Origin of the sequence: Bradyrhizobium betae, from assembly GCF_050632175.1 — a bacterium.
GTDB classification, from domain to species: Bacteria; Pseudomonadota; Alphaproteobacteria; order Rhizobiales; family Xanthobacteraceae; genus Bradyrhizobium; species Bradyrhizobium betae_B.
Genome location: NZ_CP192576.1, coordinates 4,296,229 through 4,320,018, shown reverse-complemented (window position 1 = coordinate 4,320,018; position 23,790 = coordinate 4,296,229). Strand labels below are relative to the sequence as shown.

20 protein-coding genes and 1 pseudogene are annotated in these 23,790 nt (G+C 55.5%); 8 read left to right on the top strand and 13 right to left on the bottom strand.

Annotation, left to right across the window (positions count from 1 at the left end; all coding sequences use genetic code 11):
- Positions 1-240: 240 nt before the first annotated feature.
- The 6 genes and pseudogenes from ACQ86E_RS20825 to ACQ86E_RS20800 form a co-directional block, all read right to left on the bottom strand.
- Positions 241-1,452 carry a GIY-YIG nuclease family protein gene (locus tag ACQ86E_RS20825; protein WP_431201581.1) on the bottom strand — a complete coding sequence of 404 codons (1,212 nt, stop codon included), beginning with the start codon at positions 1,450-1,452 and terminating at the stop codon, positions 241-243.
- Positions 1,445-3,523, bottom strand: a complete 2,079-nt coding sequence (locus tag ACQ86E_RS20820; protein WP_431201580.1) for a DEAD/DEAH box helicase — start codon at positions 3,521-3,523, stop codon at positions 1,445-1,447. The genes ACQ86E_RS20825 and ACQ86E_RS20820 overlap by 8 nt, the downstream gene beginning before the upstream one ends.
- The gene (locus ACQ86E_RS20815; RefSeq protein ID WP_431201579.1) at positions 3,520-5,943 is read right to left on the bottom strand and encodes a DNA methyltransferase; all 2,424 of its coding nucleotides are present in this window, start codon (positions 5,941-5,943) and stop codon (positions 3,520-3,522) included. The genes ACQ86E_RS20820 and ACQ86E_RS20815 overlap by 4 nt, the downstream gene beginning before the upstream one ends.
- Positions 5,829-6,277, bottom strand: a pseudogene (locus tag ACQ86E_RS20810) (type IIL restriction-modification enzyme MmeI). The gene ACQ86E_RS20815 and the pseudogene ACQ86E_RS20810 overlap by 115 nt, the downstream one beginning before the upstream one ends.
- Positions 6,278-6,421: 144 nt before the next feature.
- Positions 6,422-7,882, bottom strand: coding sequence for an argonaute/piwi family protein (locus ACQ86E_RS20805; protein ID WP_431201578.1), 1,461 nt, complete (start codon positions 7,880-7,882; stop codon positions 6,422-6,424).
- Positions 7,879-9,219, bottom strand: coding sequence for a DUF4365 domain-containing protein (locus ACQ86E_RS20800; protein WP_431201577.1), 1,341 nt, complete (start codon positions 9,217-9,219; stop codon positions 7,879-7,881). The genes ACQ86E_RS20805 and ACQ86E_RS20800 overlap by 4 nt, the downstream gene beginning before the upstream one ends.
- Before the next feature lie 282 nt (positions 9,220-9,501).
- Between ACQ86E_RS20800 and ACQ86E_RS20795 the strand changes: the two genes are divergently transcribed.
- Positions 9,502-9,642 carry a hypothetical protein gene (locus tag ACQ86E_RS20795; RefSeq protein WP_431201576.1) on the top strand — a complete coding sequence of 47 codons (141 nt, stop codon included), beginning with the start codon at positions 9,502-9,504 and terminating at the stop codon, positions 9,640-9,642.
- A complete protein-coding gene (locus tag ACQ86E_RS20790) occupies positions 9,642-10,361 on the top strand; it encodes a hypothetical protein (RefSeq protein WP_431201575.1) in 720 nt (239 codons plus the stop codon). Before ACQ86E_RS20795 ends, ACQ86E_RS20790 begins: the two co-directional genes overlap by 1 nt.
- Before the next feature lie 18 nt (positions 10,362-10,379).
- Here the strand turns inward: ACQ86E_RS20790 and ACQ86E_RS20785 are convergent, their stop codons facing one another.
- Positions 10,380-10,913 carry a restriction endonuclease gene (locus ACQ86E_RS20785; protein ID WP_431201574.1) on the bottom strand — a complete coding sequence of 178 codons (534 nt, stop codon included), beginning with the start codon at positions 10,911-10,913 and terminating at the stop codon, positions 10,380-10,382.
- Positions 10,913-11,338, bottom strand: a complete 426-nt coding sequence (locus ACQ86E_RS20780; RefSeq protein ID WP_431201573.1) for a hypothetical protein — start codon at positions 11,336-11,338, stop codon at positions 10,913-10,915. The genes ACQ86E_RS20785 and ACQ86E_RS20780 overlap by 1 nt, the downstream gene beginning before the upstream one ends.
- Before the next feature lie 1,052 nt (positions 11,339-12,390).
- On the opposite strand from ACQ86E_RS20780, the gene ACQ86E_RS20775 reads away from it, so the two are divergent.
- From ACQ86E_RS20775 to ACQ86E_RS20760, 4 genes are all read left to right on the top strand, one after another.
- A complete protein-coding gene (locus ACQ86E_RS20775; RefSeq protein ID WP_431201572.1) occupies positions 12,391-12,747 on the top strand; it encodes a DUF6876 family protein in 357 nt (118 codons plus the stop codon).
- Positions 12,748-12,880: 133 nt separating this feature from the next.
- The gene (locus ACQ86E_RS20770) at positions 12,881-13,447 is read left to right on the top strand and encodes a hypothetical protein (protein WP_431201571.1); all 567 of its coding nucleotides are present in this window, start codon (positions 12,881-12,883) and stop codon (positions 13,445-13,447) included.
- Positions 13,448-14,044: 597 nt separating this feature from the next.
- Positions 14,045-17,743: a tandem-95 repeat protein gene (locus ACQ86E_RS20765; RefSeq protein ID WP_431201570.1), complete on the top strand. Its 3,699-nt coding sequence runs from the start codon at positions 14,045-14,047 to the stop codon at positions 17,741-17,743.
- Complete coding sequence (locus ACQ86E_RS20760; protein ID WP_431206522.1) at positions 17,686-18,909, top strand: calcium-binding protein; 1,224 nt, start codon at positions 17,686-17,688, stop codon at positions 18,907-18,909. The genes ACQ86E_RS20765 and ACQ86E_RS20760 overlap by 58 nt, the downstream gene beginning before the upstream one ends.
- Positions 18,910-18,917: 8 nt before the next feature.
- Here the strand turns inward: ACQ86E_RS20760 and ACQ86E_RS20755 are convergent, their stop codons facing one another.
- Positions 18,918-19,259, bottom strand: coding sequence for a helix-turn-helix domain-containing protein (locus tag ACQ86E_RS20755; protein ID WP_431201569.1), 342 nt, complete (start codon positions 19,257-19,259; stop codon positions 18,918-18,920).
- Positions 19,260-19,454: 195 nt separating this feature from the next.
- On the opposite strand from ACQ86E_RS20755, the gene ACQ86E_RS20750 reads away from it, so the two are divergent.
- Positions 19,455-19,667, top strand: a complete 213-nt coding sequence (locus tag ACQ86E_RS20750) for a hypothetical protein (protein ID WP_431201568.1) — start codon at positions 19,455-19,457, stop codon at positions 19,665-19,667.
- 40 nt (positions 19,668-19,707) lie between these two features.
- Here ACQ86E_RS20750 and ACQ86E_RS20745 read toward each other — a convergent pair whose 3' ends face one another.
- Positions 19,708-20,370 carry a hypothetical protein gene (locus ACQ86E_RS20745; protein ID WP_431201567.1) on the bottom strand — a complete coding sequence of 221 codons (663 nt, stop codon included), beginning with the start codon at positions 20,368-20,370 and terminating at the stop codon, positions 19,708-19,710.
- On the opposite strand from ACQ86E_RS20745, the gene ACQ86E_RS20740 reads away from it, so the two are divergent.
- Entirely contained in the window at positions 20,369-20,959 is a 591-nt protein-coding gene (locus tag ACQ86E_RS20740; protein WP_431201566.1) for a tyrosine-type recombinase/integrase, read from the top strand. The two genes, ACQ86E_RS20745 and ACQ86E_RS20740, sit on opposite strands and share 2 nt — an antisense overlap.
- Positions 20,960-20,980: 21 nt before the next feature.
- On the opposite strand, the gene ACQ86E_RS20735 is transcribed toward ACQ86E_RS20740, so the two are convergent.
- From ACQ86E_RS20735 to ACQ86E_RS20725, 3 genes are all read right to left on the bottom strand, one after another.
- Positions 20,981-21,424 carry a hypothetical protein gene (locus ACQ86E_RS20735; RefSeq protein ID WP_431201565.1) on the bottom strand — a complete coding sequence of 148 codons (444 nt, stop codon included), beginning with the start codon at positions 21,422-21,424 and terminating at the stop codon, positions 20,981-20,983.
- 144 nt (positions 21,425-21,568) lie between these two features.
- Complete coding sequence (locus tag ACQ86E_RS20730; RefSeq protein WP_431201564.1) at positions 21,569-21,880, bottom strand: hypothetical protein; 312 nt, start codon at positions 21,878-21,880, stop codon at positions 21,569-21,571.
- Entirely contained in the window at positions 21,865-23,790 is a 1,926-nt protein-coding gene (locus tag ACQ86E_RS20725; RefSeq protein WP_431201563.1) for a type IV secretory system conjugative DNA transfer family protein, read from the bottom strand. Before ACQ86E_RS20725 ends, ACQ86E_RS20730 begins: the two co-directional genes overlap by 16 nt.

Sequence of the window (23,790 nt, the reverse complement as noted above, 5' to 3'; positions counted from 1 at the left end):
GAACCATGGAGGACCGTTATGGCCGGTCCAGCGCCACTCGGAACCGAGCCTCCGTGCTCCCCGAGACCCCATGGCCAACCGTCCGCCGGTTGGATGCTGTCAACGTCTTGCCGCTGAACGACGCGCATGGAGATTTCACTCTCCGCTGCACCCATCGACCACGGGGCGTTTCGCCGCCCCTGGGCACCCCACGAGCAGGGCAAGGAGCCTTCTACTACTCCACCTGCACCGAACCTGGGATCATGGCGCTGTCGATCGGGCGGTAGACTTGAGAGAAGCGGTCGCCGGATCGTAGACAAAGTCTGTGATGCTACCGTCCCTGATCTTCCGGACCGCTTGGTCAATGACGTGGAGCGGCACCAGGAACCATTCCCTTGGCTTCACCGGTTGCCCGAAACGATCGTCGATTGACAAGTCGAGCCGCACCGCACCGAACAGGCGATGAAAGATGTTCTCCAGCCGGGTTCGGTTGATGTTGAATAGTTTGTACGTTGCAACGATTTCAACATCTGCCAGGAGATAGGTCGGATCCTGGGCAGCCTGCGTAATACGCGCCTCGACCGAGCCACCTGTAACACCGATTTTGTGAATTAGCTCGCGGTGTTTGGCGACCTCAGGCAAATTCGATTTGCTCCGAAGCACATAAATGGTGCCGCTTTCAAGATCATCGCCCTCGGCTTGGTCGCCGAACAGCGGACCAGCCGAGGGGTTCGTAATACGGCGGCCCGCATCGTCTCGATACAATGCCTTCTGGAATGACCGCGCCAAAACGTTGCTTTCGGTTGCATTGTCGTAGATGACGCGAAGGCGGCGATCCTTGCGGTCATATTCGGTGACGAATTCATCACCCGCAGTCGCGATGTACGCCATCTGCCCGCCAACGACGAACCATTCACCGGGCCGAATATCGGCAAGCTGCATTTCCGCCTTGTCTAGCGTTCGCGTCATCCTTGCGCCTGTGTCTAGCTCCTTCCGGACCTGGTCGAACAGTGGCCTGAACGTGTCGAAGTCCTCGCATGGCGTCCTATTGGCGATTTCCTCGGCTGCGCGCTTCTCCTCACGCGAGACTACGTGCCTGAGCACGGAGATATCGTCCGCTTTAGCAACGTCGACACCGAGTTCGGCCAACAAGGCTTCATCATCCAGCGCTTCCGCCGGTACTGCCTCAGCTCTCTCGGGCACAGCCAGCAACCCGTACCGATCAAAAGGCGCGAGCAATTCACGGCATTCCGTCAGAGCCCGAAGACGGTCCAGGCGAACGGCATAAAGGCGTTCAAAGATATCGCGCGTTTCCCCATGTTGGGGAGGACGGCCATGCTCCTCTCGGAACCTAACAATATCCTCGAATCCCGCAAGGATGCGCTCCTGGCGCGGAGTCCGTCCGACGGCCTTCGTTGGTGCAATTGAAACACCAAGCTCTGCAAGCAGTTCGTCATCTGAAAGCTCAGCCATTTGCGGCCTGCGATCTATAGCGAGCGAGAGCGGCGACACCCTCGGCAAGTTTCTTTTCCCAAGCATCCTGCGACGTGATCTCGGGGGCTCGTCCACGTTCCTGCTTGAACTTGAGCGCCCGCACGGCAAGGTCCCGGGCTTCTTCATAGCTCAGGTTCACCCGCTTCGCTTCTATGACTGCCTTCACCTGTTTTAGGACGTTTTCGTCCATCGCTTTTGCTAGGACAGCGTATGCGGCTTCGAACGGGTTGATGTGGTCGATCAGGTCGATGTCGAGTTCCCGGACATCCATCGCAATTTTGCGAACGCCGTCCAGCAGCGCGGTGTTCGCAGTCGGATCAGCATTGTCGCCGCTGACAAGCCGCTTGGCTTCCTGCGTCAAGTTAAGCGCTGCGATGGCATGCTGCCGGATAGCCTCTTGGTCTGCCTCGCTCAGCTCCGGGTACCGGTCACGGACGATCTTGCCCATGCGGGTCACCGTCAGTTCCTCAGGCACCGTGTTCTCGCGATCAAAGATGCCACGTTCGAGTGCCGTCTTGTCTTGCACGAAGGCCGTGATGACCTCGTTCAGGTCTTCACGGCAGATTCTTGTGGCTTCAGGGCTCTCCGGAGTCACCAGCCCCTTGATCTCAAAGTGGAACTGCCCAGTCGCTTCGTTGTAGCCGACGTTGCGTGGGTTGTCCTCGGAATAACCGTTAGGACCGTAGTCGAAGCCATCTTTCTTGCCTGCATTTTTGGGCGTGAACTCGAATCGCGGCGCAAGAACTTGCTCCATAAGCAGACTAGCGGCGATGGCCTTCAGCGTGTCGTTGATCGCGTCGACGACGAGAGGCTGCGCGGCATCTACCTCGGCGATCAGGTTGGTGAAGCGCGACCTCTCTTTGCCGGGAGCATCCCGGGTCGCCCGACCGATGATCTGTATGATTTCTGTCAAGCTGCTGCGATAGCCAACCGTCAGCGCATGTTCGCACCAAATCCAGTCGAATCCCTCTTTGGCCATGCCAAGAGCGATAATGATGTCGACGTGATCCCGATTGTCGCGCTGCTTCGGATCCTTGAGTGCGGCGGACACCTTCTCTCGTTTCGAAGGGTCATCATCAACCAGGTCTGCGACTTTGATCACCTTGCCGCCCGGTAGCTCGATCATATGGAAGCCGGTATCGGGGTCGACTCCCTTCCAGACGCCGAGGGCGTCCATGATTTCTTCGACTTCTTTGTGTTTATCCTTGGTGCTCTCACGCGAATTCACGTTAGGAATATGCACGATCGTTTTGAAGGACGGATCGAGCACCTTCATAATCGCGTCTAGATAACGCTGCGTATAGAAGAAGTAGCCGATATCAAGGGACTTCAGATGCTCGTAACCATTCAGCTGTTCGTAGTAGGTGTAGGTGACGGTTTCGAACTTCGCTTCATCCCCCGGCGCCAAGACCGGCTCCGCATCACCCCGAAAATACGACCCAGTCATAGCGACAATGTGAACTTTGTCGCGGGCAATAAATTGCTCCAGCTGACTGCCGAGTTTATTGTCGGGGTTGCTGCTGACATGATGAAACTCGTCCACAGCGACCAACCGGTCATCGAACGCTTCAATGCCAAGCTCTTCGACGGCAAAACGGAAAGTGGCATGGGTGCAGACGAGCACCCTGTCGTCGCTCGCCAAGAATTCGCCGACCGCTTTCACTTTCGACTTCGCAACCTTTGGCTCGTCGATGCCGGGGGCATTGCAAAGATTCCATTGCGGCTTAACAGTCCAGTCCGACCAGAACCCATTTGCCGTTAGCTTCTCGTCGGCAAAGCTTCCGCCAATGGATTTCTCTGGAACAACAATGATTGCCTGCTTCAAACCCTGCTTATGCAATTTATCGAGCGCTATAAACATGAGCGCGCGCGACTTTCCCGATGCAGGCGGAGATTTTATCAGCAAGTACTGCTCACCACGACGGGCGTAGGCGCGCTCCTGCATGACGCGCATCCCCATCTCGTTCTGCTTTGTCGACGCGCCGGTTCGTGCAGTAGTAATTGACACGGATGGCAGGGTACGTTTGTTTGTCGGATTGTCCTGCGTCATGCGGCACGCTTCGCTTTCTTCTTCGTCTGAGGTTTCTCCGTCGTCATCTTTGAGTAGAGATCGAACAACTTCACAAGCCGCTCGGTATCATTCCTGAAGCGGCGGCCAATATAGATACGTTCCACCACTTCATCGTTTCGCTCGTGGGCCCTTCGGAGGTCATCGGGCATCTCTTCTTCGGGATCATAGAGATCAGCAATCGTAGACGGAAAATGAGATTCCCTCGCAAGCAATATCTCTTCGGCGCAACGATTCAGCTCTTCCTTGTTATGGTCGGTAAGAGGCGGGACCGGGAACGTGTTCCAGCCAAGCGTGTTTGAGTATCGGAAATCGCGCTTCATCTTCCCGCACACGGTCGCAATCCAGACCAGATGCAGGCGCGAAGCTATTAGAGACAAATTCCATAGCGGGCTGTCGAAAATGCCGAACGCTTCCGTCACGATTGCTCCGGTCGATAGAACGCTGACAGGTAGGTAATCTCTCGTTTCAGAAGAGGTCTTGGCGACGATGATTATCTCTTCACGCCCAGTCTGCCGCACTTCGCCAAAACGATAGGGCACAGATGCGAGTTTTGCAGTCGCCGCACGAGTACTGTTGCGGCGCTTCGCTTCGACCGCATCGAATCGACGCTTTAAGAATGCGTTTTTGGATGCGAGTTCATGCATCCGATCAGTAACCCAGATGCACCTCCTCTCGATCCCATTGATAAATTCCTCTGTGCCACAGGCGCGCCGAATAAATTGCCGATCGACACCACACGCCAGCGCGTCTCTTGCCTCTGACATGTTTAGAAGCAATGCGCCTCCATCGTTCGGCATGCTTCCGAAGTTCATTTGCGGCAGTGCCGATAATGGAACCTTGCTTTCTGCAACGACTATTTCGGTGTCCGGAACAAGATAAGGACCAATCTTTTGCACCTGTCGCTCTAACCCGCCATCAAAAATCCTTTTGGGACCTGGGGACCTGTGACGGACGCCAATCACCGAAACCATCACTACAGCTTTCTTCGTTGCCAGGTTGTGCCATTTGAATGAGGGCTCCGCGAAGAAGATTTCCAAATCGCTTCCCAGAATGAATGGCCAGAATCGAGCGACTTGCCTTCCTTGGTGAATGCTGTTTGTGGTGACAAATGCAAACATTGCTGCCGTCTGCTTCACGAACTGGGCAGCTCGAACAAACCACCCCACGACGTAATCTGCAGATCCAAACGGGATGTCAGTGCCTTCGAACACCGACTCTAGATCGTCCTTCTGTGCATCAGTTTGGCTTTGGCTACCCTTATATGGCGGATTTCCACAGACGTACGTCTCAATCTCGAACTTATCACCGGTGTCGTCGTCCGAGGCCAAGCGTCCAGTAGAGTCCATAGAATCTCGGTCGGCTCCATCAAATCTTATCGCCGGAGGACAGACCTCGTTCCAGGGTTGCCGAAGCGCGTTCCCAACGCGAATTTGCCCTGTCTTGTGCAAGGGGAGGACCATCGCCCTTGCTTCTTGTTGGCTAATGTATTGGACGTCAGATTGAAACTCGGCAATGAGCAGCGCCAATCGTGCAATCTCTACCGCGAAGTTCTTGATCTCGATCCCATAGAAATTCTCCAGCTTGATCCAACTCCTGGGCTCATCGCCCGTGCGGCGAACAATTTCATGCTCAATTGAACGCATCTCCTTGTAGGCAATGACAAGGAAATTGCCGGAGCCGCAGGCAGGATCAAAGACGCGAATTGAAGCGAGGCGCTTGCGCAGGTTTCGCAGTTTGCGAAGATTGTCTTCGGCGCTCTGCAGGTGCTCACGAAGATCATCAAGGAAAAGAGGATTCAGGACCTTCAGAATATTGGGCACGCTGGTGTAGTGCATGCCGAGTTCGCCGCGCTCGTCATCGTCTGCTACAGCTTGAATCATCGACCCGAAGATGTCCGGATTGATCTTGTCCCACTCCAGACCACCGACTGCCAGCAAGTACGAGCGCGCGACTTTGCTGAACTTCGGGCAATCACCGCCGCCGGCGAACATGCCGCCATTCACGTAGGGAAATTTATCTGCCCAGCTCTTTACCTTAGCGGCTTCACGATCTTGCGGTTTCAAATCCATCGCGCGGAACAGCTCGCACAATATTTCGTGCGTGTTACCCGATTGGCCATCGGACATCAGCTCAAGCATTTTCGTGAATTGCTTCGGCAGAAAAATTCCAGTGTCTTCGGCGAAGAAACAGAAGATGAGGCGCGCGATAAATTGGTTGAGTGCCGGACGCTTTGCCTCTGTGGCCCAATCAGGGTTGTCACGCAGCAGCTCAACGTAGAGCTTGTTCAGCTTACCCGTGGCTTTGATATCAAACGGGTTGTTCTTGATTTCCTTGACGGTCGAAATGCCAGCCAGGGGAGAAAGATACCGAAGTGCTTTGCGAAATCCTCGTACGGACAAGCAAGCGGTTCGCCGCTGATCAGGTCCTCGGCTTCGAGCGAGACGCCGTCGGTGGCAAGGATGAACTTGGCCTTCGCAGCAGCTGTCTTCGGGCTCTCGCGTAACAGCATCATGGTCTTGCTGACCATGCCGTCATCGCAAATAGCAATATGGATGTGATTGCGTTGGAGCACGCCCCCGGAATGTCGGAGGCATTCGTGTTTCCCGACCGCAGCCGCTTGATGGTCGTGTCTTTGTTTCCGAAAGCGGTCAGAAAGGCGTAGGGAAACTCGGCAGCGTCGAAAGGACGCGCTGCCAACGCCGATACTGCCTCTTCAATTTCTACTGCGTTCATTCCAATTCCTTGGCCTCAGGCCCAGGTCATCCGTCCAGTTTGCGGGAGCGCCGCCCGATGATAGCGGCGTGGGGCTGGCACGCAACCGAATCACGCACCGCAAGAGAAATATGTAAACTCGAAAGCGGCCCCAGTAGGCCTGCTTCAGGTGTACTTCCGGAAGTCAGGCGAGATGGGCGTCCCGAAATCAATGTGTTTCAGGATATGCCCGACTTCGCGCGCGGCCATGATGGGCGCTGGCAGCTTCAGGTCGAATTGAGTGGTGTTCCAATTAACCTTGGTCAGCGCCAAAATCTCTTCGGCCAGCTTTGAAATCGCCGTATCGCAATTTTCGTGCGGCACGAGCAGCAAAGGACGCGGCACACGAAGGCCTGGGAAGGTCCCGTAATACGGCACGGATCCCCGCGTATACAGAAGCCCTTTACCGCGCAAATCAATGAACGTTCCACGTAGTACCGGGTAGTTTCCATCGCGAAAGACGGCGATGGGCGAGCTTTCTTGCACCCAAACCAGATCGCTCAGGTCGATACCCGCCCGCCGCAAAGCTGCATCGATGCCTTTCGCTTCCTCAGGTCTAAACCTTGAGGTTTTGAGGATGACGAGGCGCGCCGGGACGTGACGGTGATGGGTTTTATAAGTCGCGATTGATTGTGTTACGAGGTCGTCGGCATCCTGCTCGGTCAGATAGGGATGGCGGCCTTTGGTTTCGGTTTGCGCCCGAGCACCACGCAAAATCAGACCGCGCCCCCGCTCGTCGAACATTTGCGCGGTGCTGGTCCAAAGTTGCTGCCCATCGACGTCTCTATAGAAGCCGATGCCGAGGTAGCTAGTGCGCAGGCCATCGGCTTGCGGCAGCAAGCGCCAAGGTACCTTTCCAGCCTTATAGAACAACGCATTCAGCAGATTCCACGCGCGCGTTGCTTTCAGCTGTACCTGACGGTTGCTTTCGCGCTTCACCTTGCGTGGGATTTTAGCGGCATCATCCCATGTGTCAGGCCAGACGATTTGCGTCGGCACATCGAGATGAAGCGTCTTGGCCTTCAGAAGATCTCGGAAATCGAGCAGGATATCGCTATCCTCTTCCTCCTGATCCTCCTCCTTCGGCTCCGCATCTTCGCTCTTGGCATTGACGAGCTTCTCGATCAGCGGAATGGGGAGCGCAAGCACGATGACATCAGGCTTGACGCTACTTTCGTTCAACGCCCAGAGCTGCTGTGAGACCATTTCGACCGCCTGCCGCACAGCTTCATCGTGCCTGCCGATCGCTCGAATCTCATTGACCTGGCTGCGTGACACCGTGACGGTCGCACCGTCCGGGACCACGAATTTGCAACGAAACGGGTTCTGATTCCCCAATCCCGGAAAATCGGGATTAAGATTGATGAGTTGCTTGTTTTCGCTTTCAATCCCGCGCGCCGTCTCGTTCAAGAACTCCGTGAAACCTGACACAGTGTCATCCGTGCCTATGACGCCCACGTTCACCACATCGCCCGAGCGCGGCTGAAGCGGCCCGAACTCACGCAAACCTTGGCGCGGATCGCAATGCTGACCGCCGTCGCCAAACTCCAATACCGGCTCATCGAAAACGCGTGCTTTGAAGGTCATGCTGGCAACCCCTCATCAAAGAGATCGGCGGGCTTCATCTCATCCGCGCGGGGATCAGTTCGCTCCCATGTGTCTTCAGGCACAGCCTTTTCAAGTTCAATAGGCGGCAGATGTTCAAATCCCACCAAGACATCGCTGGCATTGGTTTTTTCGAACAAATCGTTTTTCTGTTTGCAGCTCTCGGCCAGCAAGCTTTGCCACATAATAACTTGGCCGCGTACAGCGGCATTGCGCTCGAGACGCTTTTTGCCTGCCAGCAGTGCGCCGGGAAACGGATGTGGGACGAAGCCGTTCCGCGTGAAATAAAACGTCGGGTCAATAACGACAAACCATTCATCGCCAAGCCGTTCAAATCGGAACGACGCGGCGTGGTGACGAACATATCCCGGTTTGTCAGGATATTTCTTGTTCGGGTAATAGCTGACCACGCGAGCCGATGCGTCTTTTACCGCTGAAGCATATTTGTAACTGCGAGACTTGTTCTCGCCGAGTGCATGAAAATGAAACAAGCGCTCATCTTTGAGGAAGCTGAGCTGGTCGCGGGTTTGCCGCGACAATGTCCTGCGCAACAGATCGATCGTGCAATTCATGTCGTCGAGATCGTCATTTAACGTGAATAGCTTCGTATCGATCGCTTCAACCTGATCCAGATCGACGATCGCCCGCGTTCCGAATTCACGCGGATCGAAAAACGATACGAAACGTCGCTTTTGAATAACCCAGTCGAACCTTGGATTGCGCTGCTTCAAAAGGTCTGGGATGGCATCTCCACGAAAACCAAATGGCGAGGTGGAGATGAAAATCTCATCCGGAAGGCGCACGCGCATCATGTTGACGATAGCGCTCTCGCCAAAGTTCAGCGGCGGAATGTGGACGCCCGGTGTGCGTCGGTCGATAGTAAGTGCTGCCAATCTATCAGCACAGCTTGGATCGAAAACATCAGCGGCTTTGTCGAACTTGAGGCGTCGTTCATCACCCCGCAATCCATTGGTTACATCCTGCCAGTAAGCCGAGCCATCGGACTGACGCCAGAGAACGATGATGACGGGGATATTGTATTTGCGCCAATATTCGAGGTCTTTGGGTTTAATCGTGTACTCGAAGGTTTTGTCGGTCTCGCGAATGTAGCTTCCGCTTTCGGTCGCTTTGACTTGAACGCCTAAGAGTTTGCCCAGGGCGGCACCCGTCTTCCGATCGCGAAGCTCAATGAGGCCATCGACACCCGCCTCTAGGCGCCCTCGCTGCTCGTAAATGAAGCCCGTCTCAAGGACGATTTTCTTGACGGCAGTCTCGCCCAGCTCCCCAAGGACCTGGCTATCGGTGACATGTTTGGACATGCAACCAGCATAAGGATTCTCTCTGATTCCAATAGCAAAATGTTCACGTTATGTTTCAATACCCCCGAAACCCACAGAAAGCTTAAGGGACGCTCGAACAGTTCACCGGCCCGTCTTCGTGAACTGTTTCAGAAGGCTTTAAGAACCAGATTTTATAGTCTCATCGCATTGACTAATAATGGCTTTTTCAACTTATCGCTTGCCGTTGCTGTTCCATTGTCTCTAGAAAGAACCTGTTATCTATAAAAAAATGAAAGTCTCGAATTAACGAAGGAGACTTCAATGACCGATTTTCTCGAATTCACTCGCTTGGTGGGAGGGATGCCTTTTTGGGTTCTCGTCGCCGGGATTGTGCTGGCCGCGTTCGCCCTGGCGGCATACGCGATCTACGCGGTGCTCGCGGTGACCAAGGGGCGGACCTGATGGCGCTTAAGGAATGGACCAAGTTGCCCTCCCGCTGGATCGAGCAGAAAAGACTGCGCGAGTTGCGATGGTTGAAGGGCGCAGGCGCTGACAACTTAGCGGGTCTGATGACCTTGCTTGTCCTCGTGCATCACGCCGACGAGGAAGGACGTTCGATTGTCACCTACGATGCGCTCACGCACTGCACGAGCTTGAGCCGCGCGAAAGTCGCCGCCGGGCTGAGTGTTATCGAACAGATGGGATTGATCTCACGCGACGGGCGTAGAAGCGGTTATATCCTCAGTGACTATGATCCGACGGCCAACTGGGCGAAGATCCCGGCGCGACTGCTTTACGCCGCCGATGGCCGCATCGCGGCCTTCGATGACTTCAAGCTGCGCAGTCCTGCCGAACTTCATGCGCTGAAGCTTTACTTCCTGTTTGCGTCTCGGCGTGATCGGTCTACCAACTTCGCGAACATTAGCTTCAACAAGATCACCGAGTATTCCGGAGTTGAACAACACGCTATCAAGCGCGCCATCAGCATCCTCCTGCACAATGGGCTTATCTACGTCGAGCGTCAGCGCAGCTATGTACGAGAAGGCGGCGTTGCAAATGCCTATCGCCTGGTTGGCTTGGACACCCGCAACCATTTTGGCACCCAGCCAGCTGATATCGCGGCTGAGCTGGTCTCGGCGACCAATACGGCAGGGAAGGACTTCAACGACGTTCCGTTTTAGGAACGCTTTGCGAGTGGGCTAAGAGATCGTGCCTTTAACGGCGAGATCGCAAAGTTTCCTCTTGATAAGGTGGCCAAGCGCATCGGTGTCCGCAAGAGCGAGCAACTCTGCCGTAGTCAATACGACAAGCTTCCGACGCTCCTTAAGCGCCGTTGCGACAATATGATGAGCGGCGGTCAGATCGTTGGCGTCCCCGGTGATGCCGCGCGGTGAGATCAGCACGCCGAAATCGAGTCCACGATTACGAAGCTTACTATCGAACCAATTCACTTCGATACTGCTAACCGGATTGGACCAGTTTTTTGCCTCGATCAGCACGACGTTAGGGAGAAAGTGTAACCCCGTCGCGTCTTGTTCATTCCAAAGCGCGACGTCGATTTCCTCCGTGTTGAACGGGTTCATGTCGTTCCGGTGCGTGATCGATACGCCGGGGACCAACCCGAACAAGTAGCAGATCATGTCTTCAAGGGCTCTACCGCGCACAGCCGTAGTCCCGGCTCCCGTTCCTGTCGCGATATAGCCCTGCAGCGTCGCGGTCTGGATCGCCGGCATCAGCGCGCCCCACCGTGAACGCGGCGATTGCGCAGATCACGAATGACTTCAGCAAACGGGCGCGTCCGAAGCTCGTCAATCAGGTCGACGATCGAATAGACGAGGATCGTTGGCGGCAATCCTTTCGGATTTGTCTCGATGACCTGCGGGCCTTGTCCGTAAAGAAGGAGCCCCCAGCTTCCGCCCCGCGACGACACCGCCTCAAACAATTGATTGGCTGCGCGCTTTACCTCGTCCACGCCGCGAAAGCGGCTCTTCACTTCGATCAAAAGAGGATTGCCGACGAAGGGCTGAAGCGCATCGGACCAGACAGCAATATCCGCTCCTAAGCCCTGATTAGGCGCTTCCGACACGATGTCGACTCCGGAGCCACGTAACGCCTGAACGACAACACGCTCCACGCCGCGAAAATCATTCGCCTCCAAGGCTCCGCGCAGGCTTTCTTGAATAGCCTCGGCGGTCGGGCCGAGAGCCGCGCGGGATGGTGCGCTCGGGGGGAGGACCTGACAGAGCGTTCGGGAGAGGCAACGATCTGATCCAGCGCGAAATCAATCGCATCGCGATTTTTTAGGCCAGCCCGGATCACGAGGAAACGCTTCAGATGAGACGGGACGGTTGCCAGCTTCGGAGGTGCAATAAGAACGATCTGGCGGCCAAGCGCCGACGCCTGTCCAAGCTCAAACAATACCCATTGAGACCGACGCTCAGATGTCAGAACGCCGATAACAAGGTCGACATCGGCGATCTTGTGAGAGATAGATTCGGACCAGTTCGATCCCGGTTGTAACTCGTCCGGTACAGCGACCTGGATTCCACGCCGCATGAGTGCGCCGCGAAGATAAGAAAGGTCCGCGCCAGCAATACTAGAGATGTAGCAACTTCGAATCCGCCCCAAGTTTGTCACCGCTCTTTTGTGTGCGGCCAATCTAACCGCTTGCTCCTCAAATGCAAAGAACTGAGGATTTTTAGTACTCTGAAGGTCGTTGGCGCGTCGGCATGGCCGACCGGGCTCTATTCCGCTTCGCTTCACCAAGCCAAGCCGTTGCCGCGAAGAGGCGGAACGTTTGTCTCGTCCATCCGGTAACGATCCCTCGCGCAAGACGATACTGAGCCGCTCGCCGGAGGCACTCGCATTAGGGTCCCGCCTTCACGCTGTTCCGGCGTCGCTATCACTGCCCCGAACGACGGGTGCCTTATTAACCGGTCTCGCGGCTGCACTCGGTCCCGCGTCCCGCCTGAAGGCGGCGCTATGCTGACGCTCCTGCGGGTGCCTTCTCTTGAGACCGCTCGTCGCGGTCGCTGCTTAGGGGCGCCGCCCCTCGGCGCGCCGCAAGAACAATCTGCTCGCCGTGGCTCGGCTTTGCCTGCGCCCGCACCAAACCCCGCAGATTCTTCTTAGCGGCTTGCACACCCCGCTCTCGGCGAGGGCCAAGGCTGCATCAGCCGATGCAACCAAAGCCAAACAAGAGAGGACAAGATGACTGATCCAAGACTTGCTGATCTGAAACAATTCACGGGCTCGGAAGAGTGGTTTCGCCACGCACTTAACCGGAGCGTCACGTACACGCAAGGAGCGCGGTATGTCGCCGAGCAGGTCGGCGCTTACTGGCTTCTTGATGAGATCGCGCTGGCGCAGCTCGCCGTAGCGGTAGTCCGGGCGCAGCCCTTCCAGGTCTGGAAGCTCGATGTGATGGGGAGCCGGGCAACGCTGTTTTGCGAGGATGGCAATGACGCCGTTGTTTTCACTAAGGATATCAGCTTCACGAATTTCCCGGAGCCGGGCATCACGCTTTGGTTCACTGATAAAGTCATCCTGCTGCCGAGCGAATACTGAACGGAAGCGAGTTTAAGAGAAAGGGCGTCAGGAGACGCCCTTTCTTTGATTCAGGGGCTTTTTGATAACGCGATCCTGCTGCAGATTGGTGACTACAGTTCGCACAGCCGATTACGAAGGGAGCCAAACAATCATGTCATTGCAATTCGACCCGCAAACGGGAGCGATCACCTACAACGGCACGAAGATTGGCGAGCATACATTTAAGGATGGCCAATCGATAGTTCGGTTCAGCCTCGAATACACGACTACGGGGGAATGGATCCTCCCGCTGAGCGGTCTCGCTGTAGGTCTTTTGCAATTGCCGGAGAACCAACCCGCCAAGCCAGCGCTGACCGTTGCGACAACCGACGACGCAATCGACCAAGAGTTCGACGTTCCCCAGCTCCTGGTCGAGAAGCTCATCAAACGTAAGGGGCATGTGTGGGATTTTCACAAAACGGATGCCGACCCATGGCCTTCTCGCCTGCACGGCCATGATTACGAGAAGGGCCTTAAACTCGATGCGCTCACGGGTGACATTTACGACGTTGCAACACGGACCAGGTGCAAGACGCTCAAAGACCGAGAGCTGAAGGACGTTCAATCGCAGCTTCGCGACTGCAAAGATTTTAAGAACCTTGTCGAGGAGCTGATCGACAGGCCCCGCATGGAAACCGAAGGAAGGAAAAGGCCTGGCGTGAAACCGTCAAAGGGCTGATCTGCATTGGTTGAGTGACTTCCGATTTACACGATCACAAGCGGAAATCGTAGCGACTTGACGGCGCGCTTTTACATAGCATCAGCGCCAAAGCATAGACTTGCTAACAAGATGAGAGTGAAGCGGACTCGTTCCTTGACTCCGTTATTTTCCCCCTGCTTGAATTGACTAACATTGCGGAGGGGTAACGAGCATGAGTAAGACGTCTATTCTAGTTGCAGCAGTGGGATTACTTATCATAATCGCTGTTGTTGCCATCGCTTACCAAGAACATCAACGATCGTCGGTGCTCCGAGGTGGGGGCTCGATGGACTCGTTCCCGGTCGAAGCGCCCTCATCAAACAGCAGCAACTAGTGGAGGTCGTTTGTCTTTATCGAAATTGAACGGACGGCCAGTTTGCGTACGAGGGCATAGTGACAACGTCTAGAAGGTCTGCAGGGCTAGCCGTTCTCGGAATCACTCTCTTAGCTATTCTTCTCGCTATTCTTTTCAATTTGCCGCAGCGGATTAGACTCGCACGTTTGGGCGCTTATCCGGTGGTGGCACAGGATCATCAGCAAATGAAGCATTAACACAACATTTTTGAGCGGGGCACTATGAGTTGGTGGAAGATTGAGGGTACGAGCTGGGGTGCTATCACAAACATATCCTACAGTTTCGTTAGCGCGCCGCCGACTGGCTCCGATTACTACGAGATAGGCACCACTGACTTCGTTGACGAGGTTGATCCGTTCTTTGAAAGCAATCCCGGCTTTTCAGGGCTCGTGAATGGTCAACAAACCTCTATCAATACTGTGCTTTCGACCTCAGACGTCTACCAAGTCTCGTTTCCCGACATTATCGCTGTTGAGTTCTCCAACGTTACAACTTCCGGATTGGGAACGATCACCTTCGGAGCCGCCGATCTGAACACAACGTTCCTAGAAACGATCAAGGGTATTTCTCCAGTTGCCGCAACCCTTAAAGAGCCGTCCAGTGAAGGCTATGCCGGTGATATTTGGTTCGACAATAATGAACAGGTCGCATTCAATCTTCTTTTAGAAAAGGGCCAGGTTGGCCTGTACACGATCCTTCATGAACTCGGGCATGCAATGGGGCTCGTGCATTCGCACTCCGATGGTATGAATGATTTGTATAGCATCAACCCGGCACTGGATAGCCAGCAATTTACAATCATGTCGTATAACACGCTGGGTTGGTCGGGTAATAACACAGGCGCAAGCGATAACGCGCTCTATTACGACTCCACAACGGCTCTTCGTCCGTATGGCTTGCAACTCTATGATGTCAAAGCTCTACAAGATATGTATGGCGCCAATGCTTCTGTACGTGCTGGCGATACAACCTACAAATTGGGTCAAGGTCTAGGTCGCGACAGCGGCCCTGATAAAGCATTCATCTATACGATTTGGGATGGCGGCGGCGATCACGATGCACTCGATGCATCGGACTTCGTAGGCTACCGGGCGAAGATCAATTTGAACGAAGGCCAATTCAGCTCCATAGGCGGAAACGGCCTTGGTAAGCAAGGCTATGGGTCCACTGTTGGCGAACCTAATGGCCCCGGCGGGATCCCCGCCAATCGCGAAATCCAAAACGTCGCGATCGCCTACGGGACGATCATTGAAAACGCCATCGGCGGCAATATGGACGATTACATCATTGGCAATGCCAGCGCCAATGAGATCACCGGCAATCGCGGTGCCGATACGCTTGAAGGCGGGGACGGTCAGGACAAGTATTTTTGGAGCCTTGGCGATGGTGCTGACATCATTGACGATGATTGGGCCGACGGCGATCTCATCGTTCTTGGTTCGGGCATATCGCGCAATATGGTCAGCGTCACGACATCCGGTGCCGATTTGCGTCTTACAATCAGTAACGGGGTCTATCCTAACATCAGCGACCCCGGCTATCCGGCCCTGATCACGATCAAGAATCAAGCTGCAAACAGTGGTACTTTTCTGTCCAGCCATGTGACCGGTCTTGCTCCGACGGTTGTCGACTTTACCCCTTCAACGACGAATACGGTGAACGGCTCGGCGACCGTTCTGAATGGCACGAGTGCGAATGATTACATCGATGGAAGCGCCGGCGCGTTCCAAACACTAAACGGCTTAGGAGGCGCCGACAATATTTACGCTGGGAGTGGTGACTCTTCATACGGCGGCGCTGGGGCTGACAAGATTGCTGGCGGATATTTCGCCTCCGGAGGAGATGGAGACGATAGCCTGATTAACGGCGTCCTCATGGAGGGTAATGACGGCGACGATTTCATCGCGGCGGGCGGGTACACCACTGACATAGATGGTGGAACGGGTAACGACACGATCGAGAGCTTTGGCTTCACCTACGACATCAACATTCTAGGCGGTTCTGGGAACGATGCGATCCTGTCTTACGGAGACGATAGTGTGATCGACGGGGGCGCCGATGATGACGTCATCAGCGTTCTTGGTAGCAATAGCACCGTCAATGGTGGCACGGGCAACGATGTCCTCCATTTCTTGTTTAGCAATGATATCCGCAGCGCTTCAGTTACGACCGGCGACGGTGCCGATACGATCTACAAATCCGGAGGATGGACTCTCCATATCGACTTTGCCACCGGTGCCGTTGCGAGCAGCCGCACGATCGTGGAAAACACGAATGACTACAAAATCATATTCACGAATGGCGGTAGCCTTCTATTGAAGGATTATGTCGGCATCGAAACCGAGTATACCTTCACCTCTCAGGCAGCCAGCGTTGCTTACGACGGCAATAATTCTGATGAGAAAGTATATGGCATTTCCTTCAACGACATCATTACCGCGGCTGGCGGCAACGACGAAGTCCGCGCCGGCGACGGTGACGATGAGATTCATGGCGGTGCTGGGAACGACATCCTGTACGGCGACTCTGGAAATGACGTTATCGAGGGCGATGACGGTGACGATGAAATCCATGCCGAGGCTGGAAACGATCTCGTAAGAGGCGGTGCCGGAACGGACGAACTGTTTTTAGGGTCCGGGATCGGCATAGGCGACGTTACACTCCATCGCGACGGAAACAATCTGCTCATTCACGTAAACGACGGGCGCACGGTGACCCTGGGCGGTCAATACATCAACGACGGCACAACCTACACGCAAGCTGTCGAAACCTTCGATAGCGTCGACCTGCTTACCGCGATGATTGGTGTCAACAATATTCCAAACGCAATAGGTGATGCCGCGACCGGCAACGAGGACACGATCATCACCGGCAACGTGCTCTCCGACAATGGCAGCGGCGCGGACTCGGATCCCGACTCCGATACTTTGACGGTCACGGTAGCATCATTTGCGACGGCCCATGGTAGCGTCTCCATTCTCGCGAATGGAAGCTTTACCTACACTCCAGTCGCCAATTACAACGGGACAGATAGCTTCGCTTACGAAGTCTCTGACGGAAACGGCGGGACCGATACCGCAACAGTGACTTTAACGATCAATGCCGTGAACGACGCGCCCGTGGCGACCAATAACGGGGCATCCGTCGATCAGGACGCCACGCTTACGCTGACAACGTCGATGCTCACAGCATCGGATGGTGACAACACGGCTTCGCAGCTTGTCTTCGCCATCGCGACAGCGGCAGCTCATGGAGCCGTCAAGTTAAACGGCACGACCTTGGGACTCAACGATACCTTCACCAAGCAGGACATCATTGACGGCCATGTTACCTTCGTGCCGACTGCTGGCTACCACGGCAGTGATGTATTTGGCTTCACCGTCAGCGACGGCGTTGCGACTTTGCCCTCTGCAAATTTCAATCTCACTATCAACTCGCTCAACAATGTTCCGGCACTCACAAACAACGGTGGGAGCACAACGCATGCGACGGCGCTGACTTTAACAACCGCGATGCTCAGCCTTACGGATAGTGACAATACGGCGAGCGAGCTTCATTTCACGATCTCAGATCTGCCCGCTGGCGGGGTGTTAAAGCTCAATGGAACTGCTTTGAATGCCAGTGACAGCTTTACCAAGCTAGACATAGTGAGTGGTCTCGTAACCTATACGCCGACCCCGGGTTTCTTAGGGACAGACGATTTCGATTTCGTCGCAAGTGATGGTATCGCAAATCTGTCTCCTGCATCCTTCTCGATCAGCGTGACGACTTCCTTGAACGTCGTCAGCGGAACCGCTGGCAACGATACGCTGACCGGCACGTCCAATGCCGACCTGATGATTGGCAAGGGGGTGCTGACTCGATCAGTGGCGGCGCCGGTAACGATGAAATCTATGGAGGAGCCGGTAATGACGTCCTGAGAGGCGAGATCGGTAATGATGTTCTCTATGGTGAAGATGGCAATGATGAGCTGTGGGCAGGACGTGAAGATGGGATATCTGGGCTGACCAGCACCTATGGTGCGCATGCGCCTGGCACAAAGTGGCTTTACGGTGGCAGCGGCAATGACTCACTCCTTGGTTACGCAGGCAATGATACAATGCACGGCGGAACAGGGACCGACGACATGTGGGGCGGCGGTGGAGACGACACTTATATCTTCCACATGGGCGATGGTGTCGATATCCTGAGCGACAGCGGTGGCACGAATAATGACAAAGTGCTGCTTGGCCCAGGTATTGCTCTTACCGACGTGGTACTCAAGAACGTCGGCTCCTACGGCGTCGAGATCAGTTTACTGAATTCTCCAGGCGATACGCTGACCCTCGATACTCAAAGATTGGGTAGCGCTTATTTCATAGAAAAACTTGCTTTTGAAGGTAACGGCGAAATTGCCTTCCCGACCATTATTGGTGCGACTTCTGGCGGCACTGTTACTGGCACGACCAGCAATGACGTTATTTTTGCTAATGCATCCAGCACAATTGTTACCAACAACGGCACCGATATTATTTTGGGTGGCGAGGGATCTGATAGCGTCAACCCAGGGGTAACCACTTACACGGGTGACAAAGTCATATATGGACGCGGTGGGAACGATACCATCAATAGCGGCACGGGTGATGACGTCCTTGATGGTGGCGTCGGAAACGATACCATCTACGGTAACGATGGCGCCGACTCTGTTCGTGGCCGAGCGGGAGATGACATTCTGCATGGTGGGAATGGGAACGATGCGCTGTTAGGCTTTGATGGCGCCGACACGCTATATGGCGACGCCGGCGCCGATCAATTCTTCTTTTTCTCTACAGATCTCGGCACCGGCGTGGACGGCATTGAGGACTTCAGCAAGACGTCGGGCGATACGATCAATATCGCTGACCTGCTGGAAACCTATAACCCGCTGACCGATGCGATCACGGATTTCATTGCGACGTCTGTCAGTAGCGGCCACACGACGATCAAGGTCGATCTGGATGGCACGGGCAGCGCGTATTCCATGCAGGATGTCGCGGTCGTGAAGAACACGACCTGGACCAATGTGGCCGACATGATTTCGAGCGGTGACTTGGTTGTCGATGCCTGATCCAAACGTCATTCCAAACGACGACGGGCCTTGCATGTCTGACGCATTAGCTTGCAGCAGAGCCTGAAGTTCTCTTCATTTGCTGCGATAAGCCGGGCTTGTGCCCGCACATACATGGCGATGATTGTGACGTCGCGGTTGAGGTTCCTTGCAATCGAAGCCAGATTTTCGTCGTTCGTCCTGCTCGCAAGATACGCAGCCCATACTCGTGCTGGGTGGATCAAGGAGGTCCGGCGCGCCGAACCCAGGTCCGTCACGCTCACCCCGAAATGTTTCGCTGCAACGCGCAATGCATCATCTACGCCAGCTTGTATGCCGGCACGTTTGAAAGAAGGCGGGTCTGTCTCCATGACGTGACGGATCCTTCTATGCCGTCCTTGAACTTTGGGTTCTAAGCGGGTCCGCCGCGACGGTTCAACAGGCTGCCCGCTCCATTCGCATGCGCTCCCGTGTTGTCCTGTATGACCGCGCGGACTGATGGCTCCGCTTTTTTCGTCCCCATAAGGCCGGGCAATCAGGTCCGGTCTTCACAAATGGAGATGAATATGACCGCATCCAACAACAAACGTCCGAGCCACATCGTCTGGCAGGTGGTTGGCGAAGGCGACAAAGCCCGCTGGAACCGCATCGGCGCTGGCTGGCCAAACCGCGACGGCAAAGGCATCAGCCTGAAATTCGATGCTCTCCCCCTGGATGGCCGCGTCGTGCTGCGCGAGCACGAGCAGAACGAAGAGGCTGCGCAACCATCGTCCGAATAACCGGAGCGAACGGCGGGGCCTTAGCCGGTCTCGCCGTTCGCTAGTGTTTCCCCCACGGCATCTGCTGAAACGGCAGGATTGCCTGAGCGACCTTGCAAAATCTGGTGTCATAAAGGTCCGACGCGTTCAAGACGCTTTCGCGGGTGAAGAAGAACCATGCATTGATGGAAATGATTATCGCCACCAGACTCCACGCAACAATGCCCGGGATTTGGGTGTCGCCAGGAATGAGGGCGCGTAAGGCGATGAATAATCCGAAGGCCAGGAGCGGCCCGAATATTTCGAAGAGCTGAAGCCAGCCAGGTCGCACATTGCAGTAGGCTAGATCGACCATTCCAAAGCCAGCCACGAAGATGTGGAAGAAGATGAAGAGCGCAATAAGTATGCCCAGCACCCATGTCCCCATGCCGCGACTGAAGACGCCCCCGACAATTGCTCGCGCTTCGTTCTGATCCATCAAAAACCCCCATACTTCTGCGTTGGCCGATGGCGCGCGTTGAACGGGAGCCGCTCGACAGAATTGCCAATTCTGTCGCATCACGAATTTTAACCGGGGGATTCTTGATCCGAATTCTGCGGGCTGATAAAGTTGGATCCATTGGAAGCGACTAAACTGCCGGTTTTTCGGCGCTTCCGGGTCATTCAACAGAATTGGCAAGACTGTCGCACTTTCGTCGGCACCGCCGTCGAAAGGAGCGAACATGTACGCAATTTCCCAGCCCTACGTAGTCAGCCTCTATTCCTTGCAGGGGCAGCGGAAGTACCTGACCGGGCCGGAGCGAACCCTTTTCATTGCAGCGGCTATGAGCTGTCCACGACCGGAGTTGAGGAGCTTTTGCCTGGTGCTCGCCTACACCGGATGCAGGATTAGCGAGGCGCTTAAGTTGGTCGCGGCGAACATCGAAACAACCGAAACATCGATCGCGCTGCGCAGCCTAAAGAAGCGAAAGAAGGTAGGAATCGTTCGGCAGGTGCCGGTCCCGGCCGCGCTGATCGACGAGGTAAAGATCGTCCATGATCTCTCGGTCCCGGGCCGGCGACTGTGGACCTGGTCGAGAAGCAGAGCCTGGCAACTGGTGAAAGCCATCATGGCGCAGGCCGGGATCTGCCCGGGTTTGCATGCCACCCCAAAAGGGTTGCGTCACGGATTTGGCGTCCACGCCATCCGCAGCGGCATTCCGTTAAACCTCGTTCAGCGCTGGATGGGTCATGCGAGCATGACAACGACGGCGATTTACCTGCAAGTCATTGGCGCAGAAGAGCGCGAGATCGCCGAGCGGATGTGGCAATAACTCACTGTTTCGACGACGCGTTCAGAAACCGAAGGAGTCAACCTGGCCATCTTCTTTGACAAGAAAACGGGCCACGCCCAGCTTGTCCAATCCGCCTTGTGTTTCGTCGTATAGCGTCCGGTAGCGCGGGAAATCCGGAAACGCCAGAGCCACCAATGCGTCCGGATGTTTTGTTTGTAATCGCATCGCTTTAAGGAGAGCGTGTGAGTACCATTGTTGCGCCTGGTTCGTCGGATTGGTCGGCTTGGTCTCGCTCGCACGTTCCGGATTGCGGTAGAATTTTGACGGAAACCCTTTTGCCTCGATCAGCAAGGCCCGGCCAGCTCGCTCCGCATGGATATCGACGCCGCGCTCCTTTGAATGTGTGTTGGCCTTGGTGATAATGGTCCAACCGTCCCGGTCCAGCTGCTTCGCCAGTGCGTCGACGACGTTGCCTTCCCAAAACCAATCCTTAGTTACGTCCATAAGCGCTCCTTGCGGGCCTATCATAGCCCTGAAAATCCTACCTCCGCCATGGCTCCCGTTTGGTTGCGCGGCATTTCTTGCCCATTCTTATCCATAGGCGCTTAAGCATCAGCCGCACGTTGATCCACGCGACGAGACGAACCCTTAAAGCCGGGGGCGCAACTGGCCCCGTCGTTTCTCGCGATCTTCGCAAATATTGACCGCTTCCTGAAGGCACTCGAAATGCGCGAGGTGCTTCATATCGACATCGGTTGCCACAGCCCGCCATTCGTCGACAAGGTCAGGGTTGACAAGAATGACGACATCCGCGAAATCCTCATTGATCGGCGCAACTGACAAGACAACGATAGCCTTCAGCATGTTGCTGTCAGGCCGTGCCTTCGCAACGAGCACGCCGAAATCCGCCGCTGCACGTTTGAATTCCAGCCTGATCCAGGGCTTTACCGGTGCATCCATGTCCACCCCCACATCGCGGTGATGATGAGAACCGTGCCGACCGTCATCTTGAAACAGGCCCAGTACTCAGCCCGGCGCTCGGCTTTGATCCGTGCTGCTTCTGCAAGAATCGTTCGGGCTTTCTCGTGCTCTTTGCGGGCGTGTGCTTCAGCTTCCTCCTTTTTTCTTTTTTCCTGCGCACGCTGGTAATCACACTCTCCGACATATTCTCTCACCAGGCTTCGAATGCCACGTCGGAGCCAAAGAGTGTCGCTGTCAGGGGGAGCCGGATGATCGCAATGGCGGTCGAACGTGCCCTCAAAATACTCTTCCTTAAAGTACGGTGTCCGTCGCAGCGCCATCGGTTGATGGCCGGAAATCAGAGCAATCGCTTTCATATCCTCGGGATTGCCGAACAATCGGCCCACTTCATCGGGCGTGACCAGGAAGCGCTTGTGCAGGCTTTGGGACAGTCCAGAGGTTTCGGTTTGACTGTGACCCGTCGTGAAAGACGACGAATAGGCGGTCGAGCTGCTGGCGCTTCCACCGCTTTGCGACGCGGAAGAAGAATAGGACTGGCTGACACCCATTGTGAAAGAGTAACTGTTGCCAGTCGATTTGCTTGCGCTGGCCAGCGTGCGCACGATTTCCCGCTCACCGATCGATTTCGACACGTATTCCCTGGTGAAATAATCGTCGTTGCAAAAGAATAGCTTCACACCGGCATTGGCGATGAGCGTTTCCCAGTTCTTGTCGTAGTTCTCCTGGAGCTGCCCGAGGGTCTGCGCGACGAAAACGAGCTTCACTCCAAAGCCTGCAATCTGCGCAGCGGCGTTTTCCAGGACACGCATGCGCTTGAGCGCCGGAAACTCATCGAGCACCATCATCACCGGATGGCCGCAGGCCGGTTGACCTTTGACCCGCTCCATCTCAGTAACGACGAGCGTCGTCATCATGCGCAGCCAACGGCTATGGGTCTCCATGTATCGCTGCGGCAGGCTGATATAAAGGCTGGTCCCCCTGGGATTCGTCTTGAGCTCGGCGAGCTGAAAGGTGGATTTGGAGACCACCCTTGCCATCGCAGGACTGTCCAGAAAATCGGAATGCGTGGTCGCAACCTGAACGACCGAGCCAAAGAGCCTGGGCGAGGACTCTTCCATGTGGGCGAGCATGGCGCCACCGCGAGCAACAACGCCGTTGAACGCCGGGTTGCGCTTCATTGCTGCAAAGAGAAGGGAGAACGCCGACGGGGGTGGCTTATCGGTCGCGAAAGCTGCCAGGCGAGCGGCCTTTTCGTCCCCCGCCATGATGAGCGTCCGGGCAGTGATAAGATTGCGTTCTTCGGGCGAAAAATCCGGCGATGTCCGCAGGTGCAGCAGCACGAACTTCCAGTACGCGCGAGCGGATTCATCGAAGAACGGATCGCTCGAACGCTCCGAGACGATGATCGAATCCGCAATGCGCGCCGCTTCGTCGACCGATTCTTCTTTGTCCGGATGCAGGGCGTCGAGCGGGTTAAAACTCGCCTTCTCGCTATCGTCCATCCCCATGACATCGAATGGATCGAGCAACCGAACGGTCTGGCCGAGGCCATCGCAGAAGATTGACCCGCCACCGCGCCGTCGCGCGGTGACCATGGCATTCTCACCCTTGGGGTCGATCACGACCACCGAGCCCGGCCACAGGCAAAGATTGGGTACAATCACGGAGACGCCTTTGCCGCCGCGCGTATTGCATACGATCAGAGCGTGGCGGTTATCGGTCACACCGACGTGCCGACCGTCTTCCGATCTGCCAAGGTAGAAGTTCCCAATCTCGAACGGCCCGACGGCGCTTCCGCCGCCGCGGTACCAATCAGCCGTCCCTAACTGCCTGTTGTCCGGCTGAAGCAGGACGGGCAGACCAGTGTGATTATCAATGGTTTCTGGCAT